Raw genomic sequence first — 19,888 nt, forward strand, 5'->3', positions numbered from 1 at the left:
GACTCCATCTCCAATGGGCTCAATGGCTTTGCTGTCCTGGTAAACCTCATAGAATTTTATCCATCAAGCGAGCATGTACTTCCCGCATGTCTAGGGGCACAGCCTTTCAGCCTGGAGAGCTTGAGTATAAACTCAAAATCTTGGATATTGACGAAGGCATCAGGGTTGAAGCTGCTTCCGCCGGCAAAGTGGACAAGCTGTTTATCAACCGCCGCGCGTCGGGCGAATACGTAATCCAGCACGTCGATGATTTTTTCTACACATTTGACCTTGCGGAGGTCCGCAAGATAATCATGAGCACATTGCCCGAAAGCAAAATTACTTTTTGGGCGTACTAGATTACTCCTGCCTCGCGCAGCTTTCGCGGGAGATAGGTTTCTGCCAAATATTTGAATCCATGCTTGAAGAACGCGTCAAGCTCGCACTTTTCCTTCTTTTTCAGAAACAGATCAAGCTCCTTCTGCCACTTTTTGTCCTGGAACCACGGCTTCTTTTTCATGTCGTTTGCCCTGTTGATGTCCTCGTCAGACGCCGCAAGCCTTGCAACCTCCGGTATGTTGTATTCGTAAATGTCTGAGAACATCATCCCTAGCACCTTTGCGTCTGGTGTAACCAGCCTGTCGCTGTCGTAGCTTAAAGACTCGCTTCCAATCTTGTAGCGCAGGGCGATTCCAAGCCCCCACGGATCCGCGTCTGCAAATACCACTAGCGGCATCTTCCATTCCTCGTTTAGCGCCTTTGCCATCATTCTAGTTGCCCTGTCCGGCTCGCCGGAGCCAGTCATCAGGATTGCGTTATACTTCTGGATAAAGCCGGACTTGCGAATGTTGTTTAGCACCGTGTCCTTTTCAACGACCATTACAAAATTTGCCTTTACCTTGACAATCTCGACGTCGCGGATGTTTGTCGGGATCAATTGCGAGGTCGCCCTGCTTCCCAGGTTGCAGTCAATGATGTCGCCTCCGACGCGAAGCGTTATCGGCCCGGAGATCATTCCCTTCGGCTTTGAGGTGACAGAGAATTCTTCTCTTGGCACTCCTGTCAGGAGTTCTACAGCCTTTATGGCGTCGTCCGAGTCTTCCTGGCCGCTCCAGAATTTCTGCTTGTTCTTCTCGTCTCCGACCGTGCTCAACGTGGCATAGTACATGCCTCTGATGGTGCTCTCCATCTCCTCGTCGAGCAGTCTTCTAACCGCGTTTGCCATTACGAGGTACTGCGCGAAGGTGGGAATTTTCTTTGTGCTGTCTGGGCTCACGTTGACCGTCTTTTCGCCGATTGTAAGCATCCTTTTCTCCTGCGACCAGACCGTGTTGTCGTAGCCCACCTTTGGAACATCTAGGACTGGCATGGCCTTTCCGGCCATCAGGTCCTCGCTGACGTCCTTCATTATGAGCTTTATCTTCTTTACAACTTCCTGGTGCCTCTTGTCAGAAATCGGCATTACTTGGACCTCCCCTTTGTCTTTGGTTTGGCTCCAGGATCTTTATCGCCAATAATCTCGTCAAATGTCATCTGCTGGTTGCTGGCACCGGCTGCCGGCGGGCGTTTCTGTTTTTCAATTCGGGCAGTCTCTGGAATTTCAGAAGAGCCGGGCTTGCCGCCTCTGCCTTGCTTGCGGGTAGACTTGGGCCTTTTGGTATCCGTTTCCTTTGACCTGCCCTTCTTTCTTGCGGCATCGATTGCAGCTTGCTCGTTGGCCGGCTTGATCTCGGCCTTTTCCACCTGCTCGTCACTTTCCTCGGTTGCCTCTTCCTCAAGCCTGCTCTCGGTGATCTGGTCCTCCTTTTCTTCGACCTGAGTGCCGGTTATTTCGCCGGTGACGTGCTTTTCGGCAAGCGTTGTGAAGGCACTATGTAGCTGCTTTGCGTCCACCTGTATGGACTCACTTATTGCATCAACGATAAGCGGGATATAGTACTTGTACAGGTTGAGCCTGTTTGCCGCGTCCTTCATGCGAAGCTCCTTTCTAATCTGGGTGCTGACCTTCCGATAAAGCTCCGAAAGGCAAGACTTCATGTACTTTTTAAGGTCGCCCTCGGATGCAATGCTCTCCTTGCCCGCGGTTTTGTACGGGATTTTAGTCGAGCAGATATGGAAAAAGATGTGTAGCGGTAAAAGCTCGACTGCCCTGTCGGACTTGACTTCCGCGTTTGCAAACTGCTCCTTGACTTCTTTTTTCGTAACGCCCATCTTGTTTATCTCCACTTCCGAAACGACTTCCCTGGCAACGTCCGAGCCCTCGTCGTAAAGCAGGGGGATTTTGTTTGCGAACCTGTACAGCTTGAACGACTCTATGTTGCCCCCATAGGCGATACCACATTCTACAATGGTGGGCCTGTTGTTGACAACGCACGTCCTAGACGCGTAGGCGGTCAGCGAAGGCTTGAGCACCTTTACCGAAATCTGGGGTTTTGAAACCTCATGCGTCGTCCCGTCTTGCGCAGCCGAGACTGTGACGGTCTCCCTGTTTGTAACGATGGTATACTGCGACGTCATGCCGGCCGTCAGGATCTCCTCGCCTATCGGGCTCAAGTGATCGGTATTTGGCTGCTGGAATATGGTCTGCTTGCAAATGTTTACGACCCTGATAAGCTCGTGCTCGGTGTACTTGTCCGCAGGCTTGTGCTCAAGCTCCGCCTTTGCAATAATCTCCTTGGCCTTCTCGGACGACATTTTCTGAAAAGACTCGGACAGCACTCCCTGAAGAGTGGTCTTTTGGTTCATGAAATTCAGGATGGCCTTCTTGAGCGTCTGAAGGTCCATGTCGGCAGGATGGGGGAGAACTTCTCTGGCCGGCTGCGGCATGGTCTCAGTACGCCGCTCGAAGGTGACCTTGCCCTCGTCTGTCTCATATTCTATTACTGCGTAAGGGTTTACAACACTCGTCTGGCTGATGTACTCGTTAATCTTGCCCTTCATCAGGTTCTTTGATATCGGCGAGAGCTTTGCCCGGAGGACCGCCTCGACCCTGAACCCCGACGCGCCGGCAATCACTCCTTCGCTTTCCCGGAGCGCCTTCCTTGCAAGCTCGATTGGCCTGTTGGTGCTAATGTCCGTGCGCAGCTCAAAGTAGTACTCGGACTTTTCCTCTCCGGACTTGGACCAGACCTTCAGGGGATGGATGGTGTCCTTGGTGGAAAATGCGGCAATCATTTTCAGTCCTACGCCAAACAGCCCCCTCTGCTGCTTCTCTACGTACTTGCCGGAAGTCAGAAAGGAGCAGACGGCCACCGGCACCTTCTCATGAGGCACCCCGATGCCATTGTCCTCGCAGGTAATCGTCCAGAGGTCGTTTGCCTGGTCAAGCGTCTTGAGTGACAGGAATATCCTTGGAAGAACGTGGCCGGTTTCGCAGGAGTCAAGCGAGTTTTCTATGAGTTCCCTTACGGCCATGTAGAGTATGCGCTCTGTCGTAAAACCCGCCAGCGCGGAATTATCGACAAAGAACTCTGATTCCGCCTTTTTGTCATATCTTACCCTGCCCTTCTGAGGGCGGGTGGCTGATGGATCACTGCCAGCCGGCAAAGATGGCGGCTTGGCCGCGGCAGCCTCGACCGCGACAGAAGTTTCTCTTTTCAATACTCGTGGGGAAATTCTTTCGAAATCCTAATTTAGTCTTTTATGAAGAAAATCTGACCTCATGCGTGTTTTCTCATGCATGCTGGGTCAGGCCCCACCTGCTCCTGACCTTCTCTTCTATTTTCAGAAAGATAAGCCTGTCAAAGACTATGCCGATTGCAAAGATGGTAATCATTGTGGCGATTATCTGGCCCATGTCGTTAAAGTCCCGACCGACGGCAAGCACGTGACCCAGGCCGTAAAGGGTTGCAATGAGCATCTCTGCCCCAATGAGCGCGTGCCAGGCAAACGACCAGCCCTGCCGGAGTGCAATTATCAGAGATGGAGTTGCGGCAGGTATCATGACGTGCCGGAACAGCGCAAACCCGGTCGCGCCCATGTTCTTTGCTGACCTGATGTAAAGTGGAGGGATGTTTCTCATTGCGCTGTATGTGGAAATCATTATCGAAAACACCGAAGCCATGACGACCACAAACAGGATTGCAAAGTCGTTAAAGCCCATTAGCAGTATCGCAAACGGCACCCATGCGATGCTGGGGAAGGTCAGCAAACCGACGCCAAATGAGCTCATGGTCCTGCCAAAGCCGGGGAACCTCATCATGACAAGGCCGATAGAGCCGCCAAGGATTACTGATATCGTAAAGCCTGCAAGAAGGCGGGCCATCGTCATGGCAAATCCTGTAACAAGGGAATAGTTTGCGACAAGATCCATTATCGTTCCTGCAACCTGCGCAGGAGCGGGAAGCAGGGTTTTCGGATAAATACCGCTTAGGGTTACTAGCTGCCATATGCCGATAAAGGCTGCAAGAAACAGCGCCGCGTTTGCGGCATCGGTCAGGTCGAACCGCCGCGACAACTGCTTGCCCTTGTCTCGCAGGATGTTCCTGCTCTGCTGCTTTGGCGCCTCTTCTTCAATCAAGGTCTTACTGCAGTCCCCCGCGCGTTGCAAGCTTCATGCGCTCGCGTGCAATCTGAAAGTCATGTTCAAGGCTCCTTAAAATCTGGCTCTTTACCTGAAGAACCTCCTTGCTGTTTGGGTCGCGCGGCTGCGGCAGGTCTACCTTGACGTCCTCCCTTATCCCCTTGCTGGAAGGATGTGACGAAAAGACGAGGACCCGGGTCCCAAGGAGGACCGCCTCGTTGATGTCATGGGTGACAAAGACTATTGTCTTTCTTGTAGTCTCGTGTATTCGCAGGAGCTCGGCATAAAGCATCCTTCTCGTGTTCATGTCAAGCGCTGCAAAGGGCTCGTCCATCAGCAATATGTCTGGATTGAGAGCCAGCGCCCGCGCGATCGCGGCGCGCTGCTTCATGCCGCCTGAAAGCTGGTGGACATACGAATCTGCAAACTGCGAAAGGTTCACGGTCTCAATCAGGCTATCGACGGTATTCTTGCGCCTCTGGTGGTCAATCCCTGCTACCTTGAGGCCAAACTCGATGTTCTGCCTTACGGTGAGCCAGGGGTATAGCGCGCCTTCCTGAAAGATAACAAGCCTGTGCGGGTCGGTGCCGTGCCTTTCCTCGCCGCGGACAAGAATTTGGCCGGAATCCGGCTTTTCAAGGCCAGCAATTACGTTGAGAAAGGTGCTCTTGCCGCAGCCCGATGGCCCAAGGACTGTCACAAACTCGCCCTCGCTAATATCGACGCTTAGGCCCTCAAACACAAAGTGAGCAGTCTCCTCGGAGGTCTGCTGGCTTAGAGGATAAGACTTGGATATATTGGAAACCCGGAGAATTGGAGTGCTGACCTCGATAGACTGAAAACTCTTGGAAAACGAGTCCATTTACTTACTCTCCTGCATTGGATTGTGCGTGCCAATATAAGCCCCGGCAAAGGCGCATCGCCAACACGATATGTGCAGTTTTTGCATATAATTTAAGGTGCCGTCTCCAATTTTGGCATAATTACTACGCCATCCCTCCCAGTGGACAGGTCTATTGAGAAATCGGCGGGAGCCCCTTGGAACGAAGCACTTCGGCAAGCGCCGAAAGGTCATAAAGGCCGCCAAGCTGGGGTTCTTGCTTTAGAAAGCCGATGGTGTATGCGTCATTTGCCGACTTTAAAAGAGTTGCCTTGAGCGGGTCGAAGGTGAACTGGACATGAGAGAATGCCTCTCGCAATTCGCTGTCGGGCAGAGACTTGCCCGTGAGAATCTTTAGTTGCGCGTTAAAGTCGGCCCGCGCGTCGTCCGGGTGCGAGTTAATCCAGTTTGTCTCGTCGACTGTGGCCTCTAGAAGGTTCTTTATCAGCGTCGGATTTCGCTCCAAAAAGTCAGTCCTGGCAATCAAGTTAGTAGTCACGAACTGACCGCCCTTCCAGAGTGACCTTTCGTCAAGAAAAACATGGGTGTTTGCCTCGTGGACAAGCCTCGTACCCCACGGTTCCGGAACCCAGGCGCCATCAATGCTCTTTTTTTGCATCAAAGTCATGATGTCGGAATTGGTTGCAGGAAGCACCCTGACATCTCCGTCGGGTCTGTATCCGTTGGCAACAAGATAGGACCGAAGGGCAACGTCCTGAGTATTGCCGAGCTGAGGCGACGCAAATGTCTTGCCTGCAAAATCGTGCACCGACTGGATGCCGGAATCATTTCGCACGACAAACAGCACTCCGCCGCTTGCAGCCCCTGCAATCACTCTGAATGCATCGCCATGGGACTGCATGTAGCCGTTGATGGTGGGATTTGGACCAACGTAGGCGACGTCAATCTGGTTTGCAAAAAGCGCCTCGATCGCCGAGGGGCCAGAGTCGAAAACCTGCCCTTTAACCTCGACATCTCCCTGAAAGTGCTTCTTGTAGTCGCCGTTTCCAAGACCGATTACCGCCGGCGCATGTCCCAGGCTCGCAAAGTATCCAATCCTTATGGTTTTCTGCTCCGGGCCCGCCGGAGCGAAGGCATTGCCCGCGCCAATGCCCTTTGAGAGCGGAAGAGAAGTCAGGATAACAGCAGCAACTATTGCGCCTGCTATCGAGAACTTGATTGCGTTTTGCATCGTATAGTGTGCTTGCATCCATGCCGACCCGCATTAATACCACTCGGGAGTACAATCAAACAACTACCATGCGATAGAGTTGCCTGCGCGGGAGACTGGCAGGACAAATTCAAAATAGCAGCACGCCGAGCTATGTACGAGGCATGCTTGAAGACCTTGCCAAGAACCGCATAGACACCTCCAAGCCACGCGAGGAGGGCCGTACGTACATCATCGACAAGCTCGAGGGTCTTGACAGGGACGGCTTTGCACTAATCGCGCCTTTTATCGACGTCGTCAAGATTTACGGCGTGATTCCGCTGCTGCTAGATGAAGCCGCGGTGGAGAAGAGGATCAAGTTCTATCATGACCACGGCGTCAGGGTCTCTACCGGTTCTACGATATCAGAGTACATGATTGCCGAAAACTCCTTTGACAAGTTTGTCGGGATTGCAAGCCGCGTGGGGTTTGACATGGTAGAGATCGCCGAGAACACCTCGGATCTGAATTTTGAGCAAAAGCGCAAGGTGACTGACACTGCAAGTGCAAAGAACCTTGAGGTCCAGTGGAAGGTGGGCAAGAAAGACCCGAGGCATCAGCTGGACGCCGACAAGTTGCTTCAGAAAGTCGAGGAGGGAATAAAGCTGGGCTCTGACAAGATAGTCTTGGAGGCAAACGAAGGCGTAAACGTCGGCATATACGACGAGAAGGGTTTTGTCAGATGGGCGATGCTCGGCGCGCTGACCTCAAAGTTCCCGCCTAGCACGTTTATCTTTGAGGCGCCGATGGAGTTCCAGCAATCGGCCCTGATTGCCGAGTTTGGGCAGAGGGTTAACCTTGCCGAGGTGAGGCTCGACGCGGTGACTTCAATCGAATCGCAGAGGCGCGGCTTTTTGGCGAAATCGTCGTTTACCGCGTCGTATACAAGGCGGGATCCCGAGGGCGGGCCCGCGACCAAATTCGTTTACTTTATCATCCGCACCCGAAATCCCATTGAGCAGGCTGAACTTATACAGATGACGCACCTGCCAAGGCGCACAGTTCAGAACGCTATTGACGAGCTGCGCGACCAGGGCTTGATAATTGAGCGGACGAGCCTCGACGACGCGCGCAAGAAGGTGTACCATCCAGTACAGTCAGAATGGCTCTGAGCCGAGCAGAATCTTTAGCGACAAGGAGCGTCTAGTCGATCTGTGAGCCATAAGGAGTACCTGCGTGCTTTAGTTCCTTGATGCTCCATGAGGCGAAGTCAACAAGTAGCCGCTTCTTGCCCTTCTGTATCACGATAAAGTCTGACCCCGAGCCTACGACAATGCCATCAACGAGATCCTTTAACTGCACGCCGCGGATCTGCATGGGAACAATATAACTCTCTATTGTCTGAAGATTAGCCGCACAGCTTAACTACCATTGCGCTCATTACTTCACGGTGCATGGCTTCTGGAAGAATTCAAGAATTATTGCTAATTATGGGAGCCAGTCTTGATGGACTTTTATGAGGTTTGCCAACGAATAGTAGGCCTTCACGAGTCAATCTTTGCTTCCGCGTTGCTTGAGGAAGGGGTAATTCGAGCGATCCGAATTAGATCAGGCGAGCAACTAGAACAACAGAGGCTTGACACAATAATGGCCCAGTTCTGGCGCGGGTCTGCATTTTTCCGCGAGAGCGAAGCCCTGTTTGGCGTCATGCAGCACCTAGTAGTGCACTACAACAGCGCAGATGTGATGATGTTCTCAGTCATTCTTAACGGCAGGCAGTTCCGGCTAGCAGTATTTGCAAAGCACGGCTACGTCCACGAGGAACTGGTCGAAAAGATAGGCATGTACCTTGCGGATCTCAAAGCACACAAGGCCTGAAAGGGCGTTTAAAAACTTTCTACAGCACATTTTAATCCTGCCTGACATTTTTTCATACAGTTGAACGCCACGACTCTCGGTGCAGACTTTTCTTCAGGCACCTTCCTGACGATTCTCGGAGTTGCAGCGGCAATACTTACGACCTCTAGTTTTGTTCCACAACTAATCAAAGCCTACAGGACAAAGAGCTTGGGGGACCTCTCTAGCTACCTGATGGTCATGTTCGCTTCCGGCACCTTTCTCTGGATGCTCTATGGCGTCTTCAAGGCCGACCCAGTCATAATAGCGGCAAACGCGGTGTCAAGCGGCTTTAACACGACGCTCCTTTACCTAAAGTTCTCGTACTGCAGGATACAGCAAAAAAAGACGTCAGTCTAGAGTTCGCCGTCGTGCGTGAACGCGTAGGGGTTGTTGCGCTGATTCTGGTTTGCCACGGCAACGGTGTTTTTGATAAGCTGGTACATGCTGTTGTGACATTCACAAGAGCACATTGCAGTCATGGTATCATCCTGCGCAGTCCACCTGACAATTCCTTCGCATGTGCCGTGGTTATTCTGCAGGCAGTTGTCCGATTTGCGCATACTCTTGTAATTGCTTGGTGCCTATTTCAACTGTTGTAGTCATTACTAGCCTGTCTTTCGAGATCTGCAGACACCACGTCTTTTGACCTTTTGCAGTTTCCTTCAAGTCGTTGTCATCGTTATTCCTGTCCGCAATTGCGGGCTCGTGGACGAGCCCCGAAAAAAACAATTACGGTTTGAATTTTTGCTGCTACAGTTTCTCAGAACCGGAAATTCCGACCTTTTCCTTGGTGACAGTATCCGTCACGGTTCTTGTTTCGGTGACTGGCTTTTTCTTTACCACGACTTCTTCCTTCACGTATGGCTCCTTGCGGACCTCGACGTCTTCCCTGCTGACATGTACTTTGTACCGTGTCGTGTCACTGACAGGGGCCGATTCTGTGCTGACGTCAGTCGATGGCCTTTTCTCAATTCGGAGTTCCTCATGTGTGACTGGCACTTCAACTGTCCTGGTTTCAACTACCGGCTCTTTTATGATAGCTGCCTCGTCTTGGCGCGTTTGCTTTGACACTTTAAGCCGCTCTTCCACCACAGGAATAGTCGTTGCCGGAGCACCCACAACTTCGGTAGTTTTTGCTTTTTGCGGACCTGAAGCCGTGTCTTCAATAACTTCGTCGTGCGCTGCCTCGTAAGCGTCTGCGCCCCTTATCCTGCAGTTGCGAAGCTCCTCTGTATTCATATTCAAAAATACTTCTGCTCCATTAAATCCCGTTACTGCGGACTTTGGTATCTCGTATTCTCCTCTCGAGCCTTGGCTTGTGATAATCACAGTGTCGGTATTATCTGGTATCGCGATAATCTTGCCGTGGGCTACATTATCGCTTGTCCTGACGTTTTTGTGAATAATCCTTTCCCAGTCCGCTACGGGAGAAGCAGAAGAAATATTCTGCATCCCACTTTCGCCAGTTGGTTGTGGTGTATACGACATACTTGCTCCCTCAGTCACCTGAGCGCTTTACACTGACCTTCTCTTTGGTCACCGTGTCGCTGACGGTTTTAGTCTCAGTTACGGGCTCCTTCTTTATTGCTACCTCTTCCTTGACATAGGGCTCTTTGGTTACGGATACTTCTTCGCTGCTGACTGGAATATTGATTTCTGTCTTTTCCTGTACCGGCCTTGAAGCGGTAGTCGAACTTGATGGAGGCCTCCTCTCTACGCTTATCTCTTCATGCGTGACAGGCACTTCGACTGTCTTTGTTTCTGTCACCGGTTCTTTGGTAATCGTTGCCTCGCTAGTTGATACTCTCTTTGAGACGTTCAACCGCTCTTCAATGACCGGAATCCTGGTTTCAATGTCTGCAGGGGCGTTCGTCTCTCTATACCGGGTATACTCGGTGTAATCTGGCGCAGAATCTCGTCTGAATGATTCCAGCTGGTTTCCTGATGAGTTGAACCATAGTGTGTGGCCGTCAAATCCTTCTACCAGGTATTTTGGGACATAGAACTTGTCTTTGCTGATCAGGCCTCTCTTTGTCAAGACATAATTTCTGCCAACTTCCTGCACTTCTCCAAAGTCGGAGTCGTCGGTTCCTCGTGCTTCCTTCTTGATTACATCTTCCCATGCAATCGAGTTTGTATTAGATGCCATGCCTCCCCGCGCACCAAATGATATTTAGTATCTGTCGTACAGCTCTCGATAAGGAGATTCTAAACACAAGACACTAAAGAATTAGCTGAAATAAATCGACGGATAGTGGCTTCAACAATAGCACAATATGCCTTCGGGGTTGCTATTTCTATTTAGTGATTGCAGAACAAAATATGATCTAAAGTCGGTCTCCCGGCCTGCTGCTGTTGCCGGTCTATCAGGCTGCCGTTGTGTGCAGATCTGAACGCGTGGACTCTGCCGGTGCAGTGACAGTTGACTCGAGCGTTCGCTCTGTCCCATCGGGATACCGTATTTTGATTTTCTCGCCGGCTAGCTCGATTGAAATCTTTTGATTCTCGGTAACCTTTGCTTTTGTAATTACTGCGTCCTTGTATTTCACCATCCTCTTGCTTATCCTGACCTGTTCGCTATAGAGGGGGATTATCTTTTGCAGTGCAGTATCCTCCTCGACAAGTGGAACTAGTTGCCTGTCGTCTAGGGCTTGTGCGTCCTGCCGTGCATTCCTATCACTCTTGTCAGCTGATTTTGTTGCCTTGTCAATAAACGAAAGTATCGAGTCGAGCCCGCCTTTTTCACCAAATTTCTTCCCGTTGACATAGATTTCTTCATATCTTATTGGGATCTGCACGGTCTTTACTGCGGTGACCCACCTCTTCTCGATAACAAATTCCTGCCGCGTTGTCTTTTTAGATATCGAATAGCTCTCACCCATCACCGGGATGCTCTTATCAAACTGATACTCAGAATCTTTACTGCTTTCTTGCAGGGGTGTTAAAGGCTTGTTCTGGCCATCGTCAGTCATTTTGCTCAATGCCTTTCTTGGCTACAAGTGCAGCGCATAGGCTATAACCGTTAGATAACAATTGAATATCGGGCTAACCTGACGCTCCAGTGATCCTTGCGTCGGCTGGTGCGACCGGCCTTACATCCTAACAGCGACCCGGCCTAGTCGCTTTTGCCAACAGCCTTTGAACAGGCATTACAATACTTTCTTGCTACAGTCACTCCATCTATTTCATAATATGCTTCTATTGTCGCATACTCTCCACACAGACAACAAGAGCTTGAAGGCCGCCTGGGGTCGGGCTTTATGGGAATTACCTTTGCAGGCTTTGGCACGGCTTTAATTGGCAACTGGTGTACAAATACTGGTATTAACCGTTAAAAGCAAACAATCATCCATCGCGGTTAGCTTCTAGATTTATCTTGCCAAGAGCCGCGTGCGCAGCAAAGCTACCAAGCCAATGACTCCGGACAACGATAGCACGAGAATAATCTGGCTCATTCCAAACTCGGGGACGGCCGTTGAGCTCAGCGCACTGACCGAACCATTCGAGTCAACATTCCAGTAAACGTCGTATTTTGGCGAGTCAGCGTTTGAGAACTGACACTGGGGAGTGTCCACACCATAGAGCTGGACGCTTGCATGATAAGAGCCAGGAACCATGCGCAGGTTGTCAATAGCTATCGTGTTGCTGGGGTCAGTCAACCAGGCGTTCAGTATAGGATCGACGTCAGCATGGATAACCGGTTGCGAGCCAGGCTGTGCAGAGGGAGATGACCTCAAGTTCAAGGTCAGGTTGCCGTTATTTGTCAGGAACACGTTGTCTCCAAAGACAGTATCAACGACTTTGACCTGCGGGTGGTCAGTGCCCGTAGCATTTGACTGTGCGGTTTGGTTTACCCTGTCAATTTTGACAAGATAGGAGGTGGATCTGATGCTCTGGTTCGTCCCAGCGTCGGAAGTAACAAGTGACAGCCTCAAGGCCAAGCTGCCCGACTGCGGTCCCGATCCTGCCTTGTAGTCAAGCCTGTAACCATTATGCGACGACATTGGGCCGGAATCGCTTGACATGCCCATGTTGTCTCTCGTGCACTGGACGCCTTGACCAGCTACCGTGCTGCCACCGACGTCCGCGAGAGCTTTTGTAGCCGAAGGGATAGCAACAAGAACAGAGAAAAGGCTAAGGATGGTAATAATCGGTAATGCAATTGCCGCAGGCTTGAATGCTTGGATAGAAGTTCTTGAAGATTGTCATTAATAATTTTTTCACCGATCTCTGACGGAATTTGACGGTACGCTGCAAGCTAATGGCGGTTGGCAAATGAGATGTTGTTGGACTAGGCCAAAATACATAATCCTACAGGGTAAATTCGGACCGATACGGACTAATCCTCTCAGATATTCGCAGGCGCAAAACGTTTCTTCCGGGTGTAAAGGGGATTGCTTACGTCTATGAAGACAATGGTAAGAAGATGCGACCAACTTGAGCATCACTATTTCTAACGTCTCAAATAATGAACTAGGTCGCGCCGCGTTTATAGACAGACAGAAATGACCACGAGCCTGCTAAAGGCAAGGTAATTCAAACTCTTCCGCTTGGCTGACATTAATCGCATGATTTACCAATGCCATCGTTCCAAAGCACCATGTATGTCATATACGTCACACCATGTCTTTCATCAATTTGCAATGCTCAGTTACCTTTGGCAGTGGATGCTTGCTAAACGAATATAGTCGCATGACTGAACAAAGGGACACTGGGAAACTGGTGGCCGGGTCAGACATTACAGTCTTACCAGAATCAAGCCCACAGGCAAGATCTCTTGATTTAATTATTCAGCATATAAAGCGCCAGGGGATTAGAAAGCTCCAGCCAGTTTTGCAGCCAAGATATGGCTATTCTTATCCTGATCTAGGTATAGCCAGCTTTGAGAGTCAGCGGGAGGTGCTGGAGCACTTGAAGCATTTTGGCGTAGCATCCCAAGAGGGTTCGGTCATCGCACTAAAGTGTCCTGACTGTTTGTCGTATGCTCTGTCATTCAAGCTCAGATGCCAGTCCTGCAAGTCCGGCGATCTGGATAAAGGAAGCGTCATTGAGCATATTCCATGCGGCAACACAGACTTTGACGAGCGGTATCTTGATGACTCTGGTCGATTTGTATGCAGGAAATGCAATAAGCGCCTTAATTCGCTCGGAGTTGACTACGCTAGACCCGGCGCGTTTTATCGATGCCTAACCTGCAAAGCGCTTTTGCCGACTGCTACCAAAGTTTACGCATGTCTTGGCTGCGGCAAGGAGTCTCTGGAAGACCGGCTTGCAGTTCTGCGACTTCCCATCTATTCTATCAATGCCGAAATGATTGACAAATATGCTCAGACTAGCATCGACATTTTTCAATCACTGCCTTCTGCACTTGCGGACAAGGGTTTGAAGGCTGTCTGCCCATGCCCGGTCGTGGGAGAATGCGGCATTCCACAGAAATTCTCAATAGTCATTTACGGGAGCGGCGATCAGACCCGGCCACTTGCAGCAGGCGATTTTATTGACCAGACAGACTCCGACGAGACTCGCATCCTGTCTCTGTTTGCAAAATGCATGGACACAAAGATCAGGCGCATGATGATAATATCCAGCAAAGGCTTGAGCAATAATGCTTCGAAACTCGCCTCTGCTTACGGATTCAAGGTGTTTCAACCTGACGCGATGAACCAGATGGAGGGGCTGCAGGACCGAATAATCGAGTGGGCTCTAACCTTGAGGAGCGAGACGCTATCATGCTAAGCAGCCTTTTAGCTCTGACGAAAACATTCTACGGCCACAGGATGTTATACAGCCACTTCATTCTTGCACTGGAGCAATAGTTCACCGTTGCATCATCACCCGCCCTTCGAGAAAAGATTGCCCACTCACTTAGGCGGTTCCAATGCGAAGGTTGCTGGTCTTTCCGATACATCATTTTGCGAAATTCTCTGCATCCCAATCCAAAGCAAGTTGCGAGCCACAAATCCCTCAGTCTCTCATGTTCTTGACTACCTTGTGCCAACCCGCGAGCCCCAGCCCTTATGACACATGAGGGCAAAGATGCAATGAAAGATAGATTTCTACATGGATCTTCGATTCGCTTCTCAATAAAAAGTGGAGGTTTTCCCTGAGTCCTACCAAATCGAGGCGTTATTGCCCGACTTTAAATAGAATCAGTGCAGGCGTGTAGCCAAAAAAACATCCACTTGCTATTATCCAAACTTCTGCGGCAATGCAGCAGATGACAGTTAAGGCAAGAAGGGGCATTGGCAACGTAATTACGACCCTGATTATTCTCATCGCCTCAGTCGTCCTGGGCGCAGGTGTGATATTCTTTGGTGGCAGCATGTTCCAGACCAACACGCAGACTGAATCCATCAAGGTGTCAAACGTGCACACTTGGGTAAATGTCAACGGCACAACAGTAACGGCATTTGCAGTCCAGAATACTGGCAGCAAGGCTAGCGCCATCAACTCTATCTCGCTTAGGGGTCTGCCAATTCCGCAGACAAATTGGTATTCATGCGTAAACCCGACAGCATGTGCGACATCGACCAACATTAACACTGATCTGCCAACCCAGTACCATCCATCGACAGGCGTGCCCATTAACAGCGTAAACTATGCAATGCAGACCGGCCCAGTATCTCTGACACAGGGTCAGGCACAGATTGTATACATGACCGGCGCAGGCAACATCGGCACAATCGATGCTGGCAATACCTACTCGTTGCAGGTCCTGTCAGGCCAGGCAATAGCAGTACAGCAGGTTCAAGTAATCAGCAAGTAAATGCTTGGCAGTACAACTCGGTACATAGAACACCTGCTTTTTGTCATGATGCCCAGAATACCTCTATGTTTTGTAGTCAAACTTACTGGCTAGTCCTTAAGCAAATCTTTTGTTATCGACATTTGCCTTGGAACATCGGATGGGAGTAAATGAGCATACGTCAAGATTCCAATTCCAGTGTACTGAATTAGCAAAGATGGGCATCAAGATGGATGCAAGATGCGGAGACCGCTTGGCGAGAGTATAGTTTAACAGGAGGAATGGAGTTGACCAGCGGGATAAATTATGCTTTGGGCGGTGTTATTTTGTGGATTGCCGGCATGGTAATATTTGGCCTAGTAAGCATGCATAGTAGCAAGTCAAGTTTGCCTGCTGCTGTGAATGGTCTTTATTCAAACACATCAATTAGTGCAGATTCAAATGCTACTGAAGCACATCCCAACTTGTATAATAGCACCGCTGATTCGCATCAAGGTGGGGGAGGTTCTATTGGAAAGTTGGTGGCCAATATCACGGATTCCAATACAACCGCTGGTAATTACAGCAATGATGAAAGTAATACCGCGTCCAAGGCTAGTTCAATAATCAAAGACACATTGTCAATGCCAAAATACAATTATTCTGGGCGGTAAAACTCTGAAAGGGAGCAACTGAACTCATCAACTGATTTGTGATCGCATAGCCCGCCCGCATTAACTGATAGGTTTGACATTGCGCAAAGGCACATGGTCACACCAGCTTATCCTGGACATGCAAATGCAAAATAGCCACACACGATTTCAAATAAAGTTTCTAGTAAGTGCAAACCCTCAAGTCTGGTGCACGTTCTATCAATTATTTACGAATTTAATTTACCAGTTGCGATTGACATCAAGGGTCAAATCTTGAAACCTCAAAGTTTGCATAACCTTTTCGAATTGTTCGTCGGCCAAGTCGGTCATGCCAAGTATTTCTTTAACCTTGTCTTTCATTTCGACTTTGTTTGCTTTGTCGCGGTAAATGCTAACAGCACGCAATATTTTAGCTGCAAATTCTTGCTTTTTTACAACTGGCATTCGCAAGTATTGGTCAAGGTATTGCTTGCGACCTAACATTGCTTGCACTATTTCATCAGGCACGCCCGAGCCAATAGCCAGCGAGTAAAATCGCTTTTCGTAAACTTTAAGGTGAAACTTGCCCAACTTGTGACTGTGAATGTGGCTTACCCTTGCATAATAGTGGTTGTGGTGCTTGGTCACATTTTCGCCAAAGCCAGCCTTTGCAAGTGCGATATTGTAACGTCTTCTTAGTCGTTCGGTGCTGCCATTGTTGAACTTGGTCAACGAAAATGTAACTGCTAGGCTGCAAGTTATGCGTGCGAATAACGGTTTTTAGAATATCAACGGTTTCGGCGTTAAGAAACCCTTCAAGCATGCAACCAGTTTTTCACGCTCGATATTGGCCATTCGAACCGATGTTTCGTCAAACCGAATGTCTTTGACCATTAATTGCACCATATCGACTGGTTCAAAGCCAGTGTCGCAAATTACTTGCATATACGCGCTTGCTCGCTGGCCGACCCTGCCGCAGATCAGCCTAATAACCACCCCATGCTCAAATTCAACTAGCTATTCTTTATAGCCCTCATTGAGTTACATTCTGAATAGTGCCACGAAAAAGGATGGATTGGAAAGACGACATGCATGAAATGAGCACACTGTCCAAAACCATTGCAATGCTCGAAGCACGCATAGAAAAATCAACAGATGCAATCCAAAGAGCAAATTTGCAGAAAACTATAGATCATGCCAAACGATCGATGGATGTACTGGCAACGCGAAAAGTGGAGAGAGACGCTGCAAATTAGCGGATTTATTGAGCATCATAATTGTTCGGCCAATACTGCTCTATATGTAAAGAGCCAAAAATCATGTAAGCTCACAATAAACAATCTAAGTTGTGAGAAAGCAGCAATCTATTCTAGCTGAACATACAAGGAACCATACTCCGGCTCTCCTTGCCTGTGAGGACAGCAAACATAGACGTTGTAGCTGCATTAACGAGATGTTTTCTTGTCCGGCCCCGACATGTTCTTTCCAAAATTCCTTATCCTATGATGCGTGCAAATCAGGCGCCCAATCACTGACAAGCCCGCACTTGCTTGCCTTATGGCCTGCCTCCCATGGACATGTTAATCAGAGATCAAGGTGACTCTGCTGGTAAAATGCAAGTCGGGAAGGGGAGATTATCGCACTCCCTGCATGGCCGCCCTCTCCCGCTTACCGCACTAGTACGCTCGGCCTATGGCGAGCGAATGAACTTGGTCCTGCCAAGAACTGCGATTACTCCGATCACAGAGGCAATTCCTGCTATCGCAGCAACTGGGAACTCTGGTACCACGTTTACATCAACGGCATTGGAGATTTTCAGGGTCCCCACGGCACCGTCAAACTGGCTTACGTACTTGTCAAAGTTGGCGCTGGAACTTGATGCGTACAGGATGGAAATATTCTTGGTATCTGTCTGGAAGGTGTATCCCTTGGCCTTTATTGCGGTGGGTTTAGTACACTCACCTGATACTGTAAACGCACTCATGCCATTTACGGTGGTCTTTTGTGACGAGGCAACACTGCATTCTGACTGTTGGTTATTTGACCCCGTAGACGGTGGTTGGAATCTAGTTGCATTAATCGGCTGTTTATCACTGACGGAAATGATCATCATGGGGTTACTCAAATCGCCATTCATGCTGGGTCCGTTTGGTCCAGCCACGGCCGTTGAAACTCCAGATGGTGACGGAATTGCAAATCCCGTCCAGCCGTCCGGCAGCGTTATTTCAAGTCCATTAGACACGTCTTGATATTTTCCGCTTATCTGCTGCATTCCGGGTGGCGCCTGCGCATACGCGCCAACTACTGGAAAGCCGATTGCAAGTACCGTGGCGATTATGGCCAACGTCGACGTTCGGTTCATCATATACACAATCTCGTCAATCGGGCGGCTATTTAACAATTTATCGACGGGTTACGAACGAAATACATCGCAAATTTGACAAGCCATCACCAAGGACGGGCCCGACAGCAAACTAATGCTTACTCACACCGCGTAAATCAACCTGAGACTCTTTTTCGGCTAATCCAATTTGATTATCCTTCTTGTTCGACATTCATTTATGATTGAGTTGCCCTCGCCTAACGCTGTCCCTCAGATCCTTATATCGCTCACTCTTGAACCGCTTCGTGCTGACGAGACTTTCACTAGACGACCTTTTGGTTAAATCCTTCTGACACATGCATCAGCCAGGAGAGCATCACGTTATTCCAATCTTGGCCACGCCAGGCGGTATTCCCATGCTTTCCTCATAAGCTACAATCGCCGCCCCAATGTTTTCCAAAACCAGTGCCATTGTGTTTGCAAAGGAAATGTATCCCAAAAGTTCTAGAAATGGTGCTATGAACCCTCGTCTTGGTGCTTTCTGTACAAGTACCATCGATTTTAATCCAAACACAATAGTTCACCGTCGAGTCTTTGGCACCACCGGTTGGACCTAAATGTGCAGAGGGCGCTGGTAAAGTCACTGTTAGTGAGAGGTGAAGAAGAGGCAACCGGCATTTTAGAAAATCTGCGAAAGAAGGGATAGTGTTTCAATCAGGGCCGGCTGTCTTACAGCAACTGCCATTTACGCGAGGACCAGACAAGGTGTCAATCGCCTAGTAGTACATGCAAAGCATTTGGGTGGCAGCAATAGTAGATCCATCTTTCTCTTATTGCAGTCAGTACTGCTCTCCCAACCTGACAGGCCGGTGTCTTAAAGTATTCACCGAGTGCCTGGGCTGAAATTATGGGGCCACCTTATTGCAAACAAAGCACATCATAAAGTGACATGTTAAACGTCCAGTATTCGACGTGGAACTTTTGACGGAGTGGATGTTAGAAAGTCTCCTGAAAGGATCCCATGACAGCTTTCGGAGGATTTAGGCAGGATGAAACGGGAAGTCTACTTGTGAATAGTACAATGAGGTGAAATCATTAAATCGTTGTTTTGGCTAATTTTTTCATGATATATTGCGAGGACCGCCCGTGGGGAAGGTTTGAAAAGTTCCACGAGAACAAGCCTTGCACGGTCAAGCTAATCTATGTAAACGCCAATTCGAGACTCAGCCTCCAGTTTCACAAGGAAAGATCCGAGTTCTGGAAGGTAATAGACGGAACGGCCATTGTGGAGCTTGACGGCAAGAAATTCAGTTTGAAGAGGGGTGAGATGGTCTCGATTCCAAAACTAGCCCGGCACAGGCTCTCGGCTGGCACTGAACCGTGCATCGTCATGGAAATTGCCTACGGCAGGTTCAGCGAAAGCGACATCGTGCGCGTAGAAGACGATTACAGCAGGCTCACTCCTGCTCTCAACCCGCTGGCAAGTTCCGCGCTTGCTCACAGCGATGCCGCCTAGTACTTTGATATAGCTGGCCATAGCAGCTGCGTCCATGGTTGACGTAAAGGCGGCAAAGGAAGGCAGGGGCTTCTCTGTCTCCGAGGGCAAGAAGATCATCGTCATAAAGGAGGACAAGGCCAAGGCCGCAAAGATGGAATTAACAAACGAGTACGGCAATTCTGTCACCTATGCTCTCGACAAGGCAGGCTTTGACGAGCTGTGGGCGAACATCTGGGAGTTTGTCAAGGACAGGCAGCACTGACTATATACTGCCAGACATT

General features: G+C 49.6%; 23 protein-coding genes. 9 read left to right on the top strand and 14 right to left on the bottom strand.

All coding sequences use genetic code 11. The features are described from left to right. Positions 1-86 precede the first annotated feature (86 nt). Positions 87-338: a hypothetical protein gene (locus ABI361_06135; GenBank protein MEO9320233.1), complete on the top strand. Its 252-nt coding sequence runs from the start codon at positions 87-89 to the stop codon at positions 336-338. Here ABI361_06135 and ABI361_06140 read toward each other — a convergent pair. The 5 genes from ABI361_06140 to ABI361_06160 all read right to left on the bottom strand — a co-directional run bounded on the left by ABI361_06140 (position 335) and on the right by ABI361_06160 (position 6,573). Next, a complete protein-coding gene (locus tag ABI361_06140; protein ID MEO9320234.1) occupies positions 335-1,441 on the bottom strand; it encodes a hypothetical protein in 1,107 nt (368 codons plus the stop codon). The two genes, ABI361_06135 and ABI361_06140, sit on opposite strands and share 4 nt — an antisense overlap. Continuing rightward, positions 1,441-3,579, bottom strand: coding sequence for a DNA topoisomerase VI subunit B (locus ABI361_06145; GenBank protein MEO9320235.1), 2,139 nt, complete (start codon positions 3,577-3,579; stop codon positions 1,441-1,443). The genes ABI361_06140 and ABI361_06145 overlap by 1 nt, the downstream gene beginning before the upstream one ends. 73 nt (positions 3,580-3,652) lie before the next feature. Beyond that, positions 3,653-4,498: an ABC transporter permease gene (locus ABI361_06150; GenBank protein ID MEO9320236.1), complete on the bottom strand. Its 846-nt coding sequence runs from the start codon at positions 4,496-4,498 to the stop codon at positions 3,653-3,655. Positions 4,499-4,502: 4 nt separating this feature from the next. Then, positions 4,503-5,363: an ABC transporter ATP-binding protein gene (locus tag ABI361_06155; GenBank protein ID MEO9320237.1), complete on the bottom strand. Its 861-nt coding sequence runs from the start codon at positions 5,361-5,363 to the stop codon at positions 4,503-4,505. Positions 5,364-5,514: 151 nt separating this feature from the next. Further along, positions 5,515-6,573, bottom strand: coding sequence for an ABC transporter substrate-binding protein (locus ABI361_06160; GenBank protein MEO9320238.1), 1,059 nt, complete (start codon positions 6,571-6,573; stop codon positions 5,515-5,517). A gap of 143 nt (positions 6,574-6,716) precedes the next feature. Between ABI361_06160 and ABI361_06165 the strand changes: the two genes are divergently transcribed. After that, a complete protein-coding gene (locus ABI361_06165; GenBank protein ID MEO9320239.1) occupies positions 6,717-7,703 on the top strand; it encodes a phosphosulfolactate synthase in 987 nt (328 codons plus the stop codon). Between the two features lie 31 nt (positions 7,704-7,734). On the opposite strand, the gene ABI361_06170 is transcribed toward ABI361_06165, so the two are convergent. Beyond that, positions 7,735-7,893, bottom strand: coding sequence for a hypothetical protein (locus ABI361_06170; protein MEO9320240.1), 159 nt, complete (start codon positions 7,891-7,893; stop codon positions 7,735-7,737). Positions 7,894-8,037: 144 nt separating this feature from the next. On the opposite strand from ABI361_06170, the gene ABI361_06175 reads away from it, so the two are divergent. Further along, a complete protein-coding gene (locus tag ABI361_06175; protein ID MEO9320241.1) occupies positions 8,038-8,409 on the top strand; it encodes a hypothetical protein in 372 nt (123 codons plus the stop codon). Between the two features lie 60 nt (positions 8,410-8,469). Next, positions 8,470-8,787 (top strand): SemiSWEET transporter, encoded by a 318-nt coding sequence (locus ABI361_06180; protein MEO9320242.1) that lies wholly within the window; start codon positions 8,470-8,472, stop codon positions 8,785-8,787. Here ABI361_06180 and ABI361_06185 read toward each other — a convergent pair. The 5 genes from ABI361_06185 to ABI361_06205 form a co-directional block, all read right to left on the bottom strand. Beyond that, positions 8,784-8,990, bottom strand: a complete 207-nt coding sequence (locus tag ABI361_06185) for a hypothetical protein (GenBank protein MEO9320243.1) — start codon at positions 8,988-8,990, stop codon at positions 8,784-8,786. The genes ABI361_06180 and ABI361_06185 overlap by 4 nt on opposite strands. A gap of 190 nt (positions 8,991-9,180) precedes the next feature. Continuing rightward, positions 9,181-9,918, bottom strand: a complete 738-nt coding sequence (locus ABI361_06190; GenBank protein ID MEO9320244.1) for a YsnF/AvaK domain-containing protein — start codon at positions 9,916-9,918, stop codon at positions 9,181-9,183. Between the two features lie 10 nt (positions 9,919-9,928). Further along, positions 9,929-10,579, bottom strand: a complete 651-nt coding sequence (locus tag ABI361_06195; protein ID MEO9320245.1) for a YsnF/AvaK domain-containing protein — start codon at positions 10,577-10,579, stop codon at positions 9,929-9,931. 217 nt (positions 10,580-10,796) lie between these two features. Then, entirely contained in the window at positions 10,797-11,402 is a 606-nt protein-coding gene (locus tag ABI361_06200; protein MEO9320246.1) for a DUF2382 domain-containing protein, read from the bottom strand. Positions 11,403-11,801: 399 nt separating this feature from the next. Then, the gene (locus tag ABI361_06205; GenBank protein MEO9320247.1) at positions 11,802-12,455 is read right to left on the bottom strand and encodes a hypothetical protein; all 654 of its coding nucleotides are present in this window, start codon (positions 12,453-12,455) and stop codon (positions 11,802-11,804) included. 667 nt (positions 12,456-13,122) lie between these two features. Here ABI361_06205 and ABI361_06210 point away from each other — a divergent pair. The 3 genes from ABI361_06210 to ABI361_06220 all read left to right on the top strand — a co-directional run bounded on the left by ABI361_06210 (position 13,123) and on the right by ABI361_06220 (position 15,828). Continuing rightward, positions 13,123-14,166 carry a hypothetical protein gene (locus ABI361_06210; protein MEO9320248.1) on the top strand — a complete coding sequence of 348 codons (1,044 nt, stop codon included), beginning with the start codon at positions 13,123-13,125 and terminating at the stop codon, positions 14,164-14,166. Positions 14,167-14,647: 481 nt separating this feature from the next. Beyond that, positions 14,648-15,196, top strand: a complete 549-nt coding sequence (locus tag ABI361_06215) for a hypothetical protein (protein ID MEO9320249.1) — start codon at positions 14,648-14,650, stop codon at positions 15,194-15,196. Between the two features lie 212 nt (positions 15,197-15,408). Further along, complete coding sequence (locus ABI361_06220; GenBank protein MEO9320250.1) at positions 15,409-15,828, top strand: hypothetical protein; 420 nt, start codon at positions 15,409-15,411, stop codon at positions 15,826-15,828. 219 nt (positions 15,829-16,047) lie between these two features. Here the strand turns inward: ABI361_06220 and ABI361_06225 are convergent, their stop codons facing one another. The 3 genes from ABI361_06225 to ABI361_06235 all read right to left on the bottom strand — a co-directional run bounded on the left by ABI361_06225 (position 16,048) and on the right by ABI361_06235 (position 18,683). Further along, positions 16,048-16,518, bottom strand: coding sequence for a hypothetical protein (locus ABI361_06225; protein MEO9320251.1), 471 nt, complete (start codon positions 16,516-16,518; stop codon positions 16,048-16,050). Between the two features lie 958 nt (positions 16,519-17,476). Then, positions 17,477-18,151, bottom strand: a complete 675-nt coding sequence (locus ABI361_06230) for a hypothetical protein (protein MEO9320252.1) — start codon at positions 18,149-18,151, stop codon at positions 17,477-17,479. Between the two features lie 334 nt (positions 18,152-18,485). Further along, a complete protein-coding gene (locus ABI361_06235; GenBank protein ID MEO9320253.1) occupies positions 18,486-18,683 on the bottom strand; it encodes a hypothetical protein in 198 nt (65 codons plus the stop codon). Positions 18,684-19,232: 549 nt separating this feature from the next. Between ABI361_06235 and ABI361_06240 the strand changes: the two genes are divergently transcribed. Both ABI361_06240 and ABI361_06245 read left to right on the top strand, forming a co-directional pair. Continuing rightward, a complete protein-coding gene (locus ABI361_06240; protein MEO9320254.1) occupies positions 19,233-19,625 on the top strand; it encodes a phosphomannose isomerase type II C-terminal cupin domain in 393 nt (130 codons plus the stop codon). A gap of 34 nt (positions 19,626-19,659) precedes the next feature. Further along, positions 19,660-19,869 carry a hypothetical protein gene (locus tag ABI361_06245; GenBank protein ID MEO9320255.1) on the top strand — a complete coding sequence of 70 codons (210 nt, stop codon included), beginning with the start codon at positions 19,660-19,662 and terminating at the stop codon, positions 19,867-19,869. The last annotated feature ends 19 nt before the right edge of the window (positions 19,870-19,888 follow it).

It is taken from the genome of Nitrososphaera sp., assembly GCA_039938515.1.
GTDB lineage: Archaea > Thermoproteota > Nitrososphaeria > Nitrososphaerales > Nitrososphaeraceae > Nitrososphaera.

What these genes read in the sequence shown, in the direction of transcription:
- ABI361_06240 (MEO9320254.1), top strand. Translation starts at nt 19,233, where the DNA reads ATGATATATTGCGAGGACCGCCCGTGGGGAAGGTTTGAAAAGTTCCAC.
- ABI361_06230 (MEO9320252.1), bottom strand. Translation starts at nt 18,151, where the DNA reads ATGATGAACCGAACGTCGACGTTGGCCATAATCGCCACGGTACTTGCA.
- ABI361_06175 (MEO9320241.1), top strand. Translation starts at nt 8,038, where the DNA reads ATGGACTTTTATGAGGTTTGCCAACGAATAGTAGGCCTTCACGAGTCA.
- ABI361_06220 (MEO9320250.1), top strand. Translation starts at nt 15,409, where the DNA reads ATGCAAGATGCGGAGACCGCTTGGCGAGAGTATAGTTTAACAGGAGGA.
- ABI361_06185 (MEO9320243.1), bottom strand. Translation starts at nt 8,990, where the DNA reads ATGCGCAAATCGGACAACTGCCTGCAGAATAACCACGGCACATGCGAA.
- ABI361_06140 (MEO9320234.1), bottom strand. Translation starts at nt 1,441, where the DNA reads ATGCCGATTTCTGACAAGAGGCACCAGGAAGTTGTAAAGAAGATAAAG.
- ABI361_06205 (MEO9320247.1), bottom strand. Translation starts at nt 12,455, where the DNA reads ATGTCAAGCGATTCCGGCCCAATGTCGTCGCATAATGGTTACAGGCTT.
- ABI361_06245 (MEO9320255.1), top strand. Translation starts at nt 19,660, where the DNA reads ATGGTTGACGTAAAGGCGGCAAAGGAAGGCAGGGGCTTCTCTGTCTCC.
- ABI361_06195 (MEO9320245.1), bottom strand. Translation starts at nt 10,579, where the DNA reads ATGGCATCTAATACAAACTCGATTGCATGGGAAGATGTAATCAAGAAG.
- ABI361_06210 (MEO9320248.1), top strand. Translation starts at nt 13,123, where the DNA reads ATGACTGAACAAAGGGACACTGGGAAACTGGTGGCCGGGTCAGACATT.
- ABI361_06165 (MEO9320239.1), top strand. Translation starts at nt 6,717, where the DNA reads ATGCTTGAAGACCTTGCCAAGAACCGCATAGACACCTCCAAGCCACGC.
- ABI361_06190 (MEO9320244.1), bottom strand. Translation starts at nt 9,918, where the DNA reads ATGTCGTATACACCACAACCAACTGGCGAAAGTGGGATGCAGAATATT.
- ABI361_06215 (MEO9320249.1), top strand. Translation starts at nt 14,648, where the DNA reads ATGACAGTTAAGGCAAGAAGGGGCATTGGCAACGTAATTACGACCCTG.
- ABI361_06135 (MEO9320233.1), top strand. Translation starts at nt 87, where the DNA reads ATGTCTAGGGGCACAGCCTTTCAGCCTGGAGAGCTTGAGTATAAACTC.
- ABI361_06155 (MEO9320237.1), bottom strand. Translation starts at nt 5,363, where the DNA reads ATGGACTCGTTTTCCAAGAGTTTTCAGTCTATCGAGGTCAGCACTCCA.
- ABI361_06200 (MEO9320246.1), bottom strand. Translation starts at nt 11,402, where the DNA reads ATGACTGACGATGGCCAGAACAAGCCTTTAACACCCCTGCAAGAAAGC.
- ABI361_06160 (MEO9320238.1), bottom strand. Translation starts at nt 6,573, where the DNA reads ATGCAAAACGCAATCAAGTTCTCGATAGCAGGCGCAATAGTTGCTGCT.